At 73.9% G+C, this 14,865-nt stretch carries 8 protein-coding genes; 7 read left to right on the forward strand and 1 reads right to left on the reverse strand.

The window, feature by feature from the left end:
- Positions 1 to 174: 174 nt before the first annotated feature.
- The 6 genes from H9641_RS06685 to H9641_RS06710 all read left to right on the forward strand — a co-directional run bounded on the left by H9641_RS06685 (position 175) and on the right by H9641_RS06710 (position 10,167).
- Entirely contained in the window at positions 175 to 2,967 is a 2,793-nt protein-coding gene (locus H9641_RS06685) for a cation-translocating P-type ATPase (RefSeq protein WP_191802117.1), read from the forward strand.
- 61 nt (positions 2,968 to 3,028) lie between these two features.
- Positions 3,029 to 4,636 (forward strand): MoxR family ATPase, encoded by a 1,608-nt coding sequence (locus tag H9641_RS06690; protein ID WP_191802119.1) that lies wholly within the window; start codon positions 3,029 to 3,031, stop codon positions 4,634 to 4,636.
- Positions 4,633 to 5,697 carry a hypothetical protein gene (locus H9641_RS06695; RefSeq protein WP_191802121.1) on the forward strand — a complete coding sequence of 355 codons (1,065 nt, stop codon included), beginning with the start codon at positions 4,633 to 4,635 and terminating at the stop codon, positions 5,695 to 5,697. The genes H9641_RS06690 and H9641_RS06695 overlap by 4 nt, the downstream gene beginning before the upstream one ends.
- Positions 5,694 to 7,601 (forward strand): hypothetical protein, encoded by a 1,908-nt coding sequence (locus tag H9641_RS06700; RefSeq protein WP_191802123.1) that lies wholly within the window; start codon positions 5,694 to 5,696, stop codon positions 7,599 to 7,601. The genes H9641_RS06695 and H9641_RS06700 overlap by 4 nt, the downstream gene beginning before the upstream one ends.
- Entirely contained in the window at positions 7,591 to 8,277 is a 687-nt protein-coding gene (locus H9641_RS06705) for a hypothetical protein (protein ID WP_191802125.1), read from the forward strand. The genes H9641_RS06700 and H9641_RS06705 overlap by 11 nt, the downstream gene beginning before the upstream one ends.
- Before the next feature lie 240 nt (positions 8,278 to 8,517).
- Positions 8,518 to 10,167 carry an AMP-binding protein gene (locus tag H9641_RS06710; protein ID WP_191802127.1) on the forward strand — a complete coding sequence of 550 codons (1,650 nt, stop codon included), beginning with the start codon at positions 8,518 to 8,520 and terminating at the stop codon, positions 10,165 to 10,167.
- A 7-nt stretch (positions 10,168 to 10,174) separates the two neighbouring features.
- On the opposite strand, the gene H9641_RS06715 is transcribed toward H9641_RS06710, so the two are convergent.
- Positions 10,175 to 10,855 carry a hypothetical protein gene (locus H9641_RS06715; protein ID WP_191802129.1) on the reverse strand — a complete coding sequence of 227 codons (681 nt, stop codon included), beginning with the start codon at positions 10,853 to 10,855 and terminating at the stop codon, positions 10,175 to 10,177.
- A 320-nt stretch (positions 10,856 to 11,175) separates the two neighbouring features.
- Between H9641_RS06715 and H9641_RS06720 the strand changes: the two genes are divergently transcribed.
- Positions 11,176 to 14,796, forward strand: coding sequence for a S8 family peptidase (locus H9641_RS06720; RefSeq protein WP_191802131.1), 3,621 nt, complete (start codon positions 11,176 to 11,178; stop codon positions 14,794 to 14,796).
- The last annotated feature ends 69 nt before the right edge of the window (positions 14,797 to 14,865 follow it).

Raw genomic sequence — 14,865 nt, forward strand, 5'->3', positions numbered from 1 at the left:
GGTCGCGCGACGTGCGCGACGTCTCCTTCACCGTAGGAGGTCGCCGGGCGCCGCGCCCGGCGGGGACGGGCGCGCGACGGGACAGCGCCCGGCGGGGCCGAGGGCCGTGGAACGCTTCGTCCCACCCCGACGGCTCACCGCGTGGTCCGCGGCCTGCGGGGTTTGAATGGACGCATGACCGCCTCGGACTCCCCCCTCGCCACCGCGACCGACGAGCCGACGCCCTGGGCGCTCCCGCCCCAGGCCGTGCTGGCCGAGGTCGGGTCGAGCGACGCCGGCCTCACGGCCGACCAGGCCCGGGCGCGGCTCGCCGAGGTGGGGCCCAACCGGCTGGCCCCGCCCGCGCGCACGCCCTGGTGGCGCCGGGTGCTGTCGCAGTTCGACGACGTCCTCATCTACATCCTGCTCGTGTCGGCCGTGCTCAAGGCGATCGTGGGCGACTGGATCGACTTCACGGTCATCCTCGCGGTCGCGGTCATCAACGCCGCGATCGGGCTGATCCAGGAGGGCCGGGCCGAGAAGGCTCTCGACGGCATCCGCAGCATGCTCTCGGTCCACGCGCAGGTCCGGCGCGACGGCGCCTGGACGCAGATCGACGCCGACGACCTGGTCCCGGGCGACGTCGTACGGGTCCGCTCGGGCGACCGTGTCCCGGCCGACCTGCGACTGCTCGAGGGCGTCAACCTCCGGGTCGACGAGTCGGCGCTCACGGGCGAGTCGGTGCCCGCGTCCAAGTCGAGCGACCCCGTCCCCGCCGGGGCCGGGGTGGGCGACCGGTCGAGCATGCTGTTCTCGGGCACCCTGGTCTCGGCGGGGACGGGCACGGGTGTGGTCGTCGAGACGGGCGAGACGACCGAGATCGGCCGCATCCAGACCCTGATCTCCGAGGTGGACTCGCTCGAGACGCCCCTGTCGCGGACGCTCGACGCGTTCGGCAAGAAGCTCGCGGTCCTGATCCTCGTCATGGCCGTGGTCATGGTCGTGATCGGGCGCGTGGTCCACGGTTTCGACACGCCCGAGCTGATCTCGGCCGCGATCGGGTTCGCCGTCGCGGCCGTGCCCGAGGGCCTGCCGGCCCTCGTGACGATCACGCTCGCGCTGGGCGTGCAGCAGATGGCCCGACGACGGGCGATCACGCGTCGCCTCCCTGCCGTCGAGACGCTCGGCTCGGTGACCACGATCTGCTCGGACAAGACCGGGACGCTGACCAAGAACGAGATGACGGCCCGCACCGTGCGGACCGCGGCGCACCAGTACGCCGTGACGGGGATCGGCTACGCGCCCGACGGCGAGGTCGACCTTGCCGGCTCCCCCGCCTCGCTCGCCGAGCACCCCGACCTGCGGCGCCTGGTCGAGGTCATGATGCTGTGCAACGACGCCCGGATCGTCCGGTCCACCGGGGAGGGTGGTTCAGGGACCGACGGACCGGACGCCGGCGACGCACCCGGCTGGCGGCTCGTGGGCGAGCCGACCGAGGGCGCGCTGCGGACGCTGGGCCTCAAGGCGGGCTTCGACCCGACCGGGTGGCGGCGCGTCGCGCTCGTCCCGTTCGAGTCCGAGAACAAGTACATGGCCACGCTGACGCAGGACCCCGACGGCGGACTCCACGTCCTCGTGAAGGGCGCCCCGGACCGCGTTCTCGACCGCTGCGCGACCCAGACCGGCGCGGACGGGGAGCCAGAGCCGCTCGACCGCGACCTCTGGTACGAGCAGATCGACGCGATCGGTGCGCAGGGTCTGCGAGTCCTGGCCGCTGCGCGTACCGGCGCGGCACCCGGCCGCACCACGCTCGCCCCCGAGGACGTCGACGAGGGCCTCGAGCTCGTGGGGCTGGTCGGGATCGTCGACCCACCGCGACCCGAGGCGGTCGAGGCCATCGCCCAGTGCCAGGACGCCGGGATCACGGTCAAGATGATCACGGGCGACCACTCGGGAACGGCCCTCGCGATCGCCCGGGAGATGGGGATCGTGCCCGCGGCCGGGGCCGAGGACGGAGCACCCGCACCCCAGGTCCTGACGGGGGCCGAGCTCGAGGCTATGAGCGCCGACGAGCTCCGCGCGGTCGTCGAGGACGTCGACGTCTACGCACGCACGAGCCCCGAGCACAAGATCCGTATCGTCTCGGCGCTCCAGTCGCGCGGGCAGGTCGTGGCCATGACGGGGGACGGCGTCAACGACGCCCCCGCGCTGACCCAGGCCGACGTCGGCGTCGCGATGGGCATCAAGGGGACCGAGGCGACCAAGGAGGCCGCCGAGGTGGTCCTCGCGGACGACAACTTCGCGACGATCGAGCGGGCCGTCGAGGAGGGGCGCCGGATCTACGACAACCTGCGCAAGTCGGTCCTCTTCCTGCTGCCGACCAACGGCGCGCAGTCGCTCGTGATCCTCGTCGCGGTCCTGCTCGGGTGGGCGCTGCCGCTCCAGCCGGTCCAGGTGCTGTGGATCAACATGGTCACCGCCGTCACGCTCTCGCTCGCGCTGGCCAACGAGCGCGCCGAGCCCGACATCATGTCCCGCGCACCGCGCGACGCCAAGGCCTCGATCCTCACCGCGGCCTACCTGCGGCGGGTCCTGCTGGTCTCGGTCCTCATCGGCGGCGCGACCATGGCTGTGTACTTCATCGAGCGCGACCAGGGCATGAGCGTCCCCGAGGCGCAGACCACGGCCGTGACGATGCTCGCGCTCGGCCAGCTCGCCTACCTGTTCAACTGCCGCTTCCTGGACCGGTCGTCCATCACGTTCGCGGTCCTGCGGGGCAACCGGGCGGTCTGGTACTCGGCGGGTGCGCTCGTCGCGCTGCAGGCCGTGTTCGTCTACGCGCCCTTCATGCACTCGTGGTTCGGCTCGGCGCCGATCGGGCTGCGCGAGTGGGGCATCACGCTCGGTCTCTCGGTCGTGGTGTTCCTGCTGGTCGAGGCCGCCAAGGCGTTCGGGAGGAGAAAGGCCTCCGCCGCGCGGTCGAGGTAGATCGACGAGAACTCTCTACGTCACGACCGAGGCCCCCTCGCTCTCCTGGCAGAATCGCTCCGTGACCCCCGCCGAGCAGGACCTCGACCACGTCTCCTCCGCGCCCACCCGACCCGGCCCAGGGGCCACGAACCCGTTCGACCTGGACGTCGCAGACCTGTTTCGCACGCCCGTGACGGGCGTCCCCGGAGACCACGGCGCCGTCCCCGCCGCACCGCTCGACGAGAAGCTCCGCCAGGCCTACTTCTGGGTCGTCAACCACGCGATCATCAGCCCGCACTACGACGTCGAGTTCTCGGCCGGCCCCACGGCCCCGGACGTCTCGTTCCGCCTCGGAGACTCCCGGGCCCGCCTGAACCTGCCGAGCGACCAGTCGTACTCGAGCTTCGTGCTGCTGCCGCTCCTGACGTTCGCGGTGCGGGGGCGCTGCCTCATGGTCGGCGGACCAGGGCGCGGCAAGACCGCGAGCGCCGTCCTCATGGGCGTCCTCGCGGGCTACCCGGTCCGGGACGTGCGGCGGGCGATGCAGCACGGGCACCCGCAGCTCACGGTCTCGGACCTGTTCGGCACGCCGCTGCCCAAGGACCTGGTGCAGGCCGACTCGCTCGCGGACGTCGACGTCGCGTGGCGCACGTGGCTGGGCATGCGCGTCAAGATCGTCGACGAGTACAACCGCATCCCGACGCGCACGCAGTCGGCGCTCCTGACGGTCCTGGCCGACGGCTACGTCGAGGTGTACGACCAGGTCTACGAGACCGGGGCCGCCGCCTGGTACCTCACGGCCAACGACGACGCGGGCGGCGGCACCTACCAGGTCGTCGACGCGCTGCGGGACCGGATCGACGTCGTCGTGCACGCGCTGCCCTTCAACAACCGCTTCCTGGGCGACCTGGTCGCGCGCGCCGAGCGCGGGGTGCGCCCCGAGGAGAACGTGCCTCCCGAGATCGTGTTCGACGCCGAGGAGCACGACCGCCTGCACCGCGACGTGCTCGCGGTGCGCATCCCGGTCCCGGTGCGGCGACGGCTCGAGTTCTTCGCGAGCCAGCTCGAGGTCCTGGAGCGGGCCGCCTGGCAGTTCGAGTACCGCACCAAGGACACCGCGAAGCTCGCGGGGATCGACCCGCACCTCCTGGCCGCGGCCGACACGGGCCGTGACCGGTTGGGGGACATCGGGGCGCAGACCCTCAACGGGTTGTCGGTGCGGGCCCTGCAGTCGCTCGTCTCGTACGCCAAGGCCATGGCGTTCTTCCGCGGCAACGCCGAGGTGGACCTCGCGGACCTGCGCGCGGTGCTCCCGTTCGTGCTGCACGACAAGCTGGTCCCCGACCTGCAGTCCGCGCCGTTCGACGACGAGGAGCGCGAGCCCCTGCGCGCCGACCGCGTCTCGTGGATCCGCGACCTGTTCGACACGGCCTGCCAGCAGTACGACGCCGCCGGGCTCGACCAGGACGACCCCGTGGCCGAGGTCCTCGCGGCCGTCGAGGCCGGTCTCGAGGGCCTGGGCGAGGCCGAGGTCCTGCGGCGCACCGCGCAGATCGAGGGCCTGCTGTCCCTGTGGCAGGACGCGGTCAAGCTGCACGGGAACGTCTACGAGGACGCCCTGGTCCTGAAGTACGCGCACCAGCGCTACACGAACTACCTCGCGTGGCTGCGCTGGAGCGGTCGGTGAACGCCCGTCACCCGGGCGACAGCACCAGCGCGGACCCCCTTGCGGGCTCGCCGTTCGCGGAGCAGCTGACGCGCGAGCGCGACCACTTCAACGCGGTGCTCGCGCGCGCGGTCGCGCTCGGCGCGGACCGCGACGACGTGGCCGCGGCGGTGCGCGAGCTGCGCCCGGTCGTCGACGGCCTCGCCCCTGCGCTCGACGGGGAAGAGCTCGCGGGAGTCGTGGACGCCCTCGTGTCCACGGCGGCGCGGTGCGTGGCGGCCCGCCGGTGGCGGTCCGGCTCGGTCGAGCGGTGGGCGGTCCTCGCTCTCACCCCGCAGGTCCTGCCGTGGTTGCGGGCCGCCCCCGCCGTCACCGTCGCGGCTCTCGCGGACGCGGCACGCCAGGTCGCCGTGCGCGGAGATCTCACCGGATGGGGCCGTCGCGTGTCGGCCGCGGCCGAGGCCACGGGTGTCCTGTCGTCCGGGCCTCGCACGGCGCCGGGTGCGACCAGCATCCGCGACACCGTCCTGGTCGCCGCCTGGCGCAGCGGCCTGGTCCGCTACCGGCAGGCCGCGCTGCGCGCCGCGGCGTCGCTCCCCTCCCCCGTGGCGGCGGCAGCGCTCGACCTGGCCCCGGGGACCGACGTCGACGCGGTCCTCGAGCGGCACGCGAGCGACCCGTGGTGGTGGCCCGGGCAGGCCGCGGCCGCCTCGCACGGCCCGGCTCCCGCGGTCAGCCGGTTCGGGGGCTTCCGCGGGTTCGGCGGTCCGTGGCTCACGCTGCCGCTCGTCGTCGGGCCGCTGCCCGGTGAGCCCGGCCTGCTGTGGGCCGTCCGCACGGCCCGGCCCCAGGCCGAGGACTGGACGCTCGTGTGCGACGTGCACGGGTGGGCCGTGCTGCGCGCTGCCCCGGGGGCCGACGAGCGGCCTGCCCCGGGGGCGACCGACCGCACCCCGCCCGCCGGCGTCCCCTGGCTCGACGACGTGACCGGGCAGGCCTCGACGCTCACGCCCTCGACCCACCTGACGCTCGTCAGCCGCGAGCACTCGTACTCGCTCGACCTCGTGCGGGTGCCACGATGACGGGTGCCCCGCCCCCCGGCCCGACGGCGGCGGACGGCTCCGCGTCGCTCCCCCCGGCGCCCGGCGCCGGCACGCGGCACGCACCGTCGCCCACCGGGCTCCGCGACCGCTGGCTCGCGGCCTGGCCCGAGGCCCTGGCCGCCTGGGGCACGCAGACCCGCCTGCACGCACCGGTGCTGCACCACGGCGACGACCGGCCCCAGGACGTCGGTTCGTTCGCGTGGTTCTCGACCGTGGACGTCGAGGTGCACATCGACCTCGACGACATCGCCGAGCGCGGGCTCGAGGACCACGCGGTCGCGGTGCTCGCGCACGAGATCGGGCACCACCTGCTGTCCCCGGGCGACCTGACGACGAGCGCCCGGATCCTCTCGCGGGTCCGCGACGGCCTGGTCGACCTGGACCCGCTCGCGGGGGCCATGGCGAACCTGTGGTCCGACCTCCTGGTCAACGACCGCCTGCAGCGGCGCGCGGGCCTCGACATGGCGGCGATCTTCGCAGCCCTCGGCGCAGGACGGGCACCGCTCGCCCAGATGGTCATGCGGACCGACGAGATCCTCTGGGGCCTGACCCGCGGGACGCTGACCCATCCCGACCACCCGGTGCCCGAGCGCGAGGCGAGCCTGTGCGCGCGCCTCGTGCGGGCCTACGCCAACGACCCCGTGGGAGGTGCGGGCGGGTTCGCCGCCCTGATCCGCCCCCTGCTCGCGCCCGCGTCGTCCGACGGTGCAGGTACCGCCGCGGACCGTGCGAGCGGCGCCGCCCCCTCCGGGGGTCAGCACGGCATCCTGTGCTCGCAGTCGGAGCCCGCGGGAGCCGTGCCCGCGGGCCTCGCGACCGACCCCACGCTCGGGCGACCCGTGCTGCACCCTGCGGTCGATCCGCGCGTGACGGGAGCGGCGCCGTCGGGCCCGGACGAGGAGGATCCCCTCCACGTCCCGGCGAGCGACGCGACCGGCGCCGCCGACGCCCTGGGCCAGGCCATCTCGCCCGCGCACTACGACGCGGTCCTGCGGCTGCTCGGCCTCACGACGTCGAGCGCGCAGTCCGCCGCGCGCTGGTACCGCGAGCACGCCGTGCGCTTCCTCGTCCCCTTCCCCGTCCGGACGGACTCCCCGGTCGACGAGGAGCTGCTCGGCGGGCACGAGCAGTGGGACCTGGGCGAGGACCTGGCCGACGTCGACTGGGCCGCGACCGTGCTGCGCTCCCCCGTGATCGTCCCGGGAGTCACGACCGTGCGCCGCGTGCACGAGCAGCAGGACGGGCACGACCCCGCGCCGCGACCGTACGACCTGGACCTGTACCTCGACTCGTCGGGGTCCATGCCGAACCCGCAGCAGCGGCTCGCACCCATCGCCCTGGCCGGGGCTGTCCTGGCCCTGTCCGCGCTGCGTGCCGGGGCGCGCGTCCAGGCCACGACGTGGAGCGGCCCCGGGCAGGTCGCGGGCACCGACGGCTTCACGCGCGACGCCGACGCGATCCTCGCGGCGATCGTCGCGCACTTCGGCGGCGGCACCTCGTTCCCGGTCCCCCTGCTCGAACGCACCCACCTGGGCGACCCCGTCACGGGCGCCCCGGCCGTGCGCACCCGACCCGCGCACGTGTCGGTCATCTCCGACGACGGGATCAGCTCGATGTTCCTCGACCACCTGGGCGGTTGGCCGCGCGACCCTTCCGCAGCGCGAGCCGCGCCCGACGACACGCTCGCGGCGCGCGCCGTCCGGGCCGCGGGGGGCGGCGGGAGCCTGGTCCTGCAGGGCAGCGACGAGCTCGCCCGACGCGTCGCCGGCTGGGCACCCGGCTACCGGACGTTCGCGGTGAGCTCGACCGACGACCTCGTGCGCTTCTCGCGCGACTTCTCCCGCACGCTGTGGACCACGAAGGGAGCGGACCGTGCCCGCTGACTCCATGCCCTCCGGACCCGCTGGGACGACCGGGCCCACCGGGCGCGGCGGGTCCCCGTCCTCCCGACCCACGGTCGAGGGCCCCGCCCTCGCGGTCCTCGTGCAGCGCCTGACGCTCACGCCGCCCGACGTGCTCGACCCCGGGGTGCACGTACCTGCCCTGGTGGGGGACGCCGTCGACCTCCTGGCGCTGAGCGTGCCCGGCTGGTGGCAGCTCGACGCGCACGCCCGCACCGCGCTCGACCGGACGTGCGGCGCCGGGGCGCCCGCGGCCTCGCGCGCCGGGGCCGGGATCGCGTGCTGGCTCGTGCGGACGCCCGAGCTCACGCGCCTGCCCCACCTGCGGGAGGCCGCCCCCGACGGCCCCGCTGCCTGGTTCCTCGCTGTGGTCGAGGCGCTCGCGCACGACCTCGCGCCCGTGCGCGACCCGCAGACCTGGATCTCGTCCCCCGAGGGGCGCGAGGAGGCCGCCCGCGCTTTCCTGCGCGCGGCAGGGCTGCGCCCCGCGGGCGAGAGCGACGCGGTCGCCGAGGACCGGTGGTCCGCGGTCAGCACGGTCGAGCAGCGTCGCGTCGACCGGGAGATGGCCGAGGAGGTCCGGCGCTCGGAGGAGCTCGCCAAGGCCCTTGCGGCCAAGCGCGCGGCCGAGGCCGCCGCGCAGTACGCGAACTACTGAGGCGTCCCGCGCGTGCCCGCGTCGTGGGCATACCTGCTCCTCGGTCCGGAAGAGGGGGCACGCCGGCCGGAGGGTGGGGTGTGTCGTTCGTGCAGCCACCACAATGGTGGTGGTTGCACGAACGACACACCCCACGCCCACGCCCCCGGCCACCCGGCGCCGCCCGCACGGCCCTGCGGGAGCCCGACCGTACAGTGCGTCGACCAGCGACGACCTGTCCCTCACCCGTCGAGGAGTCCCGTGACCCCCGCCCCCGACTCGCCCCGGTCCCCCGACCTCCCGCACGGCGTCCCGGACGCGCTGCTCGGCGAGTACGCACCGTTCGGCAACGTCGCGCTCGACGACACCGAGCGCTGGCCCACGCTCACGCCCGACGGCGCCGCTCGCCTCGACGCGCTGCGACACCACCCGGCGGCACCGGTCTGGGTGCACGCGACGGGCGACCGGCTCACGGCCGACGACCTACCCGTGCTCGCCGCGACCGCGCGCCGGTTCGCCGAGCGCGCCGCCGAACGAGAGCGCGACGGCACCGGAGATGCCGGCGGTACGGACGACGACCGCACAGGCCCAGGCGCCGAGGCCGGACACCCGGCGACCGCCCACCCCGTCCCCGCGTGGGTCACGGACCTCGTCGAGCGCGCGCACGCGGTCGTCCCGCGCTACCGGCGCGCCCGGGACCAGCGCCGGAGCCACGCACGTTCGCCGCTCGACGCACTGCCCCCCGTGACCCGCGACGACCTGCGGGCCGACCTCGCGTCGTTCGTCCCCGTCGACGTGGACCTGTCGCGCATCATCGAGGGCACGAGCTCGGGCAGCACCGGGGCGGCCGTGGTCGTCCCGCTCCACCCCGTCGCGGTCGCGGCCGACCTCGCGCTCCTCCACCTCCTCGTCCGGGACGCCGGCGCGACCTGGACGCCGCACGAGGACCGGTTGGGCCTCGTGAACCTCGTCGACCAGCGGGCCGCGTTCACGTACGCGTCGGCCATGACGGGCTTCGACGCAGCCTCGGGTCGGGCCACGAGCGACCTCTCCGCACCGCTCATGGCGCGCGTGAACCTCGACCCCGGCGCATGGCGCGACCCGGCCGACCGCTCGACGTTCCTGCGCGGGACCGACCCGCAGGTCCTCAGCAGCTCGCCCCTCCCGCTGCTGGCGCTGGCCGACCTCGACGCGCGCGAAGGGCTCGGGCTGCACCCGGTCGCGGTCGTGAGCGGGGCCGCTCACCTCACCCCGCCCGCGCGGGCCCGCCTGCGGGCCGCCTGGGACGTCCCGGTGATCGACCTGTACGGCCTGCGCGAGACGGGTGCGGTGGCCTCGCGTGCGGACGACGGCCCGTTCGTCGTCGCGCCGCGCCGTGTGTGGGTCGAGATCCTGTCCGACGACGGCACGCCCGTCCCCGACGGGTCGCCAGGTGAGGTCGTGGTCACCACGGACGAGAACCCCTACCTGCCGCTCCTTCGCTACCGCACGGGAGACCGGGCACGGATCGTCCGTCCGCGCGGGCCGGGTGGGCGGGTCGAGCTGCACGACCTCGAGGGACGCTCGCCCGTGCGCTACCGGCACGCCGACGGGCGCTGGCTCGGTTCGGTCGACGCGACCCAGGTCCTCCAGGCGGCCGGGATCGCGGCCTGGCAGCTCCACCAGCGCGCCGACGGGACGATCGAGCTGACCGTGGTGCCGGACGCACCTGCGGGCGGGGCGCCGTCGGGCCGCGGTCCGGGACGGGCAGGCGCGCCCGGCACGGGAGCGGCCCCCGCGACGGACTCGGCAGCGCGCGCACTGCGGCAGTGGATCGGCCGCGACGTCGTCGTGACGGTCACGACGCCGGCGCGCCTGGGACACGGCCGGGTACGTCGCTACTCGAGCGACGTGCCCGGCGGTCAGGCGTGAGTCCCGGTCAGGCGATGTTGCCCTCCGGGCGGAAGACGATCGACGAGGTGCGGTCGTTCATGGACCCGAGGCTCGTGCACAGCGGGACGCAGTTGGTCGTGGTGCCCGTGTAGCTCTCGCCGTCGTAGAGCGTCGACCAGCACCGGGCGTAGGTCGCCATGGAGCTGATGTTGTTGTTCATCAGGTAGGTCGACATCTTGGGGAACCCGTAGGTGTTGCCCGTCATGCACCCGTAGCCGCTGCTGCCGTAGAAGACCTTGGCGCCACCGGTCTGGTTGGTGTTCTTGTACGCGATGCCCAGCATCATGGAGCTCGCGGCGGCGGTCGTGACCGCGCCCGCCCTCGCCGTCTGGGGCGCGGCCGCCGCCTTGGCCGCCTGCTCGTTCGCGTAGCCGCGCAGGGCCGTGATGTCTCCCGCGAGGACGCGCGGGTCCGTCACGGGCTCCCCCGAGACCGACTCGAGCGCCTCGCCGAGCGTGTCGAAGCACGCGGTCGTGGGCGCGGGGGTCAGGGCGATGTCCTGCCCGGCCGGGGTCGGCTGCGCGATGACCGTGCAGACCTGGTCGTCGGTGGGGAATCCCTGCGACGTCAGATCGGGGCCGCTCGCGAGGGCAGGTGCCCCGCCGATCCCCCCGAGAACCAGGACGACCGCCGAGACGGCGGCCAAGCGCGTGATGCGTCGTGACATGTGGTGCTCCTTCACAGCGTGGGCCGGGAGCCTTCGCGACCTCGCGAAGGACCGACACGTGGGTGAGGACCGACAGCGGGACAACCTCGTCCCACGCCCCCGCACCGATCCTAGGGGTACGTCAGAGCAGTGTCCCGTTTGTCCCCGGTGATCACCTGCGGCCCCCGGATCGGTTGCCCGGGGCCCGTGCGACGCGCGGTCGCCCGGCTTCCCCTATAGCGTGCAGGCACGGTCGTCTGCACACAGCCGTCGGCGACCGCAACGGGGGAACCACCAAGCACCTTCAACGCCACCGGTCCGCACCGGGGAAATGAGTGTCGATGAAGCACCGTTCGTTGTTAGCTGCAGTCTCAGGACTGGCGGTGGTCGCGGCGTCGACGCTGCCCGCCGCGTCCGCACCGTCCGACCCGGCCGGCTCGTCCGGCCCCACCCTCACCTCGCAGTCCGCGGAGTCGCTCGCGCTCGACCCGGGCAAGGTCGCCCCGTCGCTCGCCGAGTCCTCCGGGACCGTGACCGCGTTCGTCCAGCTCGACACCCCCTCGGGGGTCGAGCTGACGGAGCAGGGCGCGAGCGCCGCGCAGGTCGAGGACAACCAGGCAGTCGTCGAGCAGCTCGCGGACAGCGTCGTCCCCGCGCAGACGAACGCCCGCAGCGCCCGTGCCGCTGGCGCGCCCCAGCAGGTGTCGGTCACGAGCAGGCTGGTCCCCGGCGTCGTCGTGACGGGCGACGCCGAGCAGGTGCGTGCCCTGGCAGGTGACGACAAGGTCGTCACCGTCTACCGCATCATCCCCAAGTCGCCGTCGAACAAGGGCACCGACGCGTTCACGCGCGCGCTCGAGGCGTGGCAGAGCACGGGGTACACCGGCAAGGGCGTCCGGATCGGCATCATCGACACGGGCATCGACTACACCCACGCCGGGTTCGGCGGTCCGGGCACGCAGGCCGCGTACGACGAGGCGTACGGCGACAAGGGGCAGGACCCCGTCCCCGCCGGGACGTTCGACGACGCCAAGTACCTGGGCGGGTACGACTTCGCCGGGTACGACTACGACGCGTCCGGCCGGGTGCCGGGCACGTCGCTGGTCCCCACCCCCGACGAGAACCCCATCGACTCGCTCGACACGATCGGCTCGGGCCACGGCTCGCACGTCGCGGGCACCACGGGCGGCTACGGCGTCACGGCGGACGGCGAGACGTTCGACGGGGACTACACGACCCTCACGGACATCTCCGACTGGACGGTCGGCCCGGGCTCCGCGCCGGAGTCCGGCCTGTACGCGCTCAAGGTCTTCGGTGACCTGGGCGGCTCGACCAACGTCGTGATCGACGCGCTCGAGTACGCGGCCGACCCGGACGGCGACGGCGACCTGTCGGACCGTCTCGACATCGTCAACCTGTCGCTCGGCTCGGACAACACCCCGGCCGACGACCCCGAGAACCTGTTCATCGACCAGCTCTCGCGCCTGGGCACCCTCGCAGTCGTCGCGTCGGGCAACGCCGGTGACATGACCGACGTGGGCGGGTCGCCCGGCAACTCGCGGACCTCGCTCACGGTCGCGAACTCGGTGGGCGACACCCAGACGTTCGACGGCGTCGAGGTCACGGCTCCCGCAGGCGTCGCGGGCTCCTACCCCGCGCAGAACTCGCAGAGCTACGCGGGCGGCGTGGACGTGACCGCCGAGGTCGCGTTCCTGGGCGCCACGGTCAGCGGCTGCACGCCCCTGACGCCTGCGCAGGCCGCTGCCACGGCGGGCAAGATCGCGTTCCTCTTCTGGGACGACGACGACTCCTCGCGCGAGTGCGGGAGCGCGGCGCGCTTCAACAACGCCCAGGCCGCGGGCGCCGTGGGCGTGCTGCTGTCCTCCGAGCTCGACGTGTTCGCGGCGGGCATCGCGGGCAACGCGGGCATCCCGGGGGCGCAGCTCACGGGCCCCAGCCACGACGCGCTGCGTCCGGCGATCGAGGCGGGCGGCGTCGTCCTGACGCTCGGCCCGTCGTTCGCGAACTCGTCGTTCGTCGAGATCCCGGGCATCGGCGACACGCTCAACGCGGGGTCCTCGCGCGGTGTGCACGGCTCGCTGGGCATCGTGAAGCCCGACGTCGCCGCCCCGGGCACGGGGATCGCGTCGGTGGCCTCGGGTCGCCTCACGCAGCCCGGCATCAAGTCCGGCACCTCGATGTCGACGCCGCACGTCGCGGGCATCGCCGCTCTGGTCAAGGAGGCCCACCCCGGCTTCAGCGCCCAGCAGGTCAAGACAGCCGTCATGAACACGGCCTCGCACGACGTGTGGACGGGCCAGGACGGCACGGGCGTCGCCTACGGCCCCGAGCGCGTGGGGTCGGGCCGGGTGGACGCGGTCGACGCGGTGAAGAACTCGACGCTCGCGTACGCGGCGCAGGACCGCGAGCTCGTCTCGGTGTCCTACGGGATCGTGCCCGTGGCCGACAAGACGGTCACGGTGCGCAAGACGGTCGACGTGCAGAACACGGGCTCGGCGTCCGTGGCGTACGCCGCCGCGTTCACGACGTCCAGCACCGCGGGCGGCGCGAAGATCACGGTCTCCCCGGCGAACCTCACGGTCCCCGCCGGTCAGACCCGCACGGTCACGCTGACCCTCACGGCCGACCCGGCGACGCTCGCCAAGCAGCTCGACCCGACGTCCGACGAGGCGATCGCGGGTGTTCCGCGTGACTTCGTCGGGATGCTCACGGGGCGCCTGGTCCTGACCCCCGCGACGGGCAGCGAGCTGCGTGTCCCGGTCCAGGCGGCACCCAAGCTCGTGAGCGACCTGACGGGCAAGGACGTCACGTTCGTCGGCCAGGACACGGCCGCCGAGCTCGACCTCGACGGCCGGGGCGTGGACGCGGGCGGCTGGACGTCGCTCGTGGCGCCGTTCGAGCTCAAGGCGACCAGCCCGCGGCTCGAGGCCGACGCAGCGGAGGGCGCCTCGGCGTCGGCCGTCGCGGCCGGCGACATCCGTGCCGTCGGCTTCTCGTCGAGCGCGCCGCAGTTCGCGGCGGCCGGGAGGAACCCGGCCGAAGGCCGGATCGGGATCGGCATCGCCGTGGACGGCGACTGGGCCACGCTCGGGACCAACGTGATCCCTGCGGTCGAGACCGATGTCGACGGCGACGGGTCGCCCGAGTTCGAGACGACGATCGAGAAGTACAACGACTCGGACCTGACGGTCGCGATCACCTACACGCTCAAGCCGTGGACGTCCCCCGGCGGACGCCAGTACGCGGCGGGGGCCTCGGTCCAGATCGACCCGGTCAACTCGGTCTGGGCGGACATCGACACCTCGGTGTTCGACAACAACGTCATGATCGTCCCGATCGGGATCGGCAGCCTGGGGATCGCCCCGGGAGCCACGCCGACGTTCAGCGTCGCGACGTACTCGTACTACGCCTCGTCGCCGGACCAGGTCGTCGACCGGGTCGGACCGTTCACGGGCGACCCCTACGACCCGGCGTACTGGTTCAGCGGCGGCGGACAGCTCCTGTTCGTGGGCGCTGACGATGCACCGGTCACGGTCAACCGGTCGGCCGCGGCCACCGAGGCGGGCACGGGCGAGCTGCTCCTGCTGCACCTGCACAACGCCACGGCGGCCAAGCGCTGGCAGACGGTCGGGATCTCCACCCTGGACGCGTCGGTCGAGCTCTCGGTCACGGCGCAGTCGCGCTGCGTGTCGGGCAAGGCGCAGGTCTCGGTGCGTGCGGTCAACGACGGCGACGTCAAGGCCGACGTCGTGGTCGAGACGCCGTTCGGGACCAAGACCTTCAAGAACGTCGCGCCGGGCAAGTCCGCGTCGCAGTCGTTCAACTCGCGCGAGGTCTCGATCGACGCCGGCTCGGCGACGGTCACGGGCACCGCGATCATCGAGGGCGTCAAGGTCACGACACCGTTCGAGGCCGGCTACGAGGCGATCAGCTGCGGCTGAGGCCTCGACCGCTCACGAGTGGGCTCAGGGTCGGCGTGACCTCGCGGACACGCCGACCCCGCCACTCGG

It is taken from the genome of Oerskovia merdavium, assembly GCF_014836755.1.
GTDB lineage: Bacteria > Actinomycetota > Actinomycetes > Actinomycetales > Cellulomonadaceae > Oerskovia > Oerskovia merdavium.

Bases quoted from the DNA above. Each gene is read 5' to 3' on its own strand.
- H9641_RS06685 (WP_191802117.1), top strand. From the start codon at position 175: ATGACCGCCTCGGACTCCCCCCTCGCCACCGCGACCGACGAGCCGACG.
- H9641_RS06720 (WP_191802131.1), top strand. From the start codon at position 11,176: ATGAAGCACCGTTCGTTGTTAGCTGCAGTCTCAGGACTGGCGGTGGTC.
- H9641_RS06715 (WP_191802129.1), bottom strand. From the start codon at position 10,855: ATGTCACGACGCATCACGCGCTTGGCCGCCGTCTCGGCGGTCGTCCTG.
- H9641_RS06700 (WP_191802123.1), top strand. From the start codon at position 5,694: ATGACGGGTGCCCCGCCCCCCGGCCCGACGGCGGCGGACGGCTCCGCG.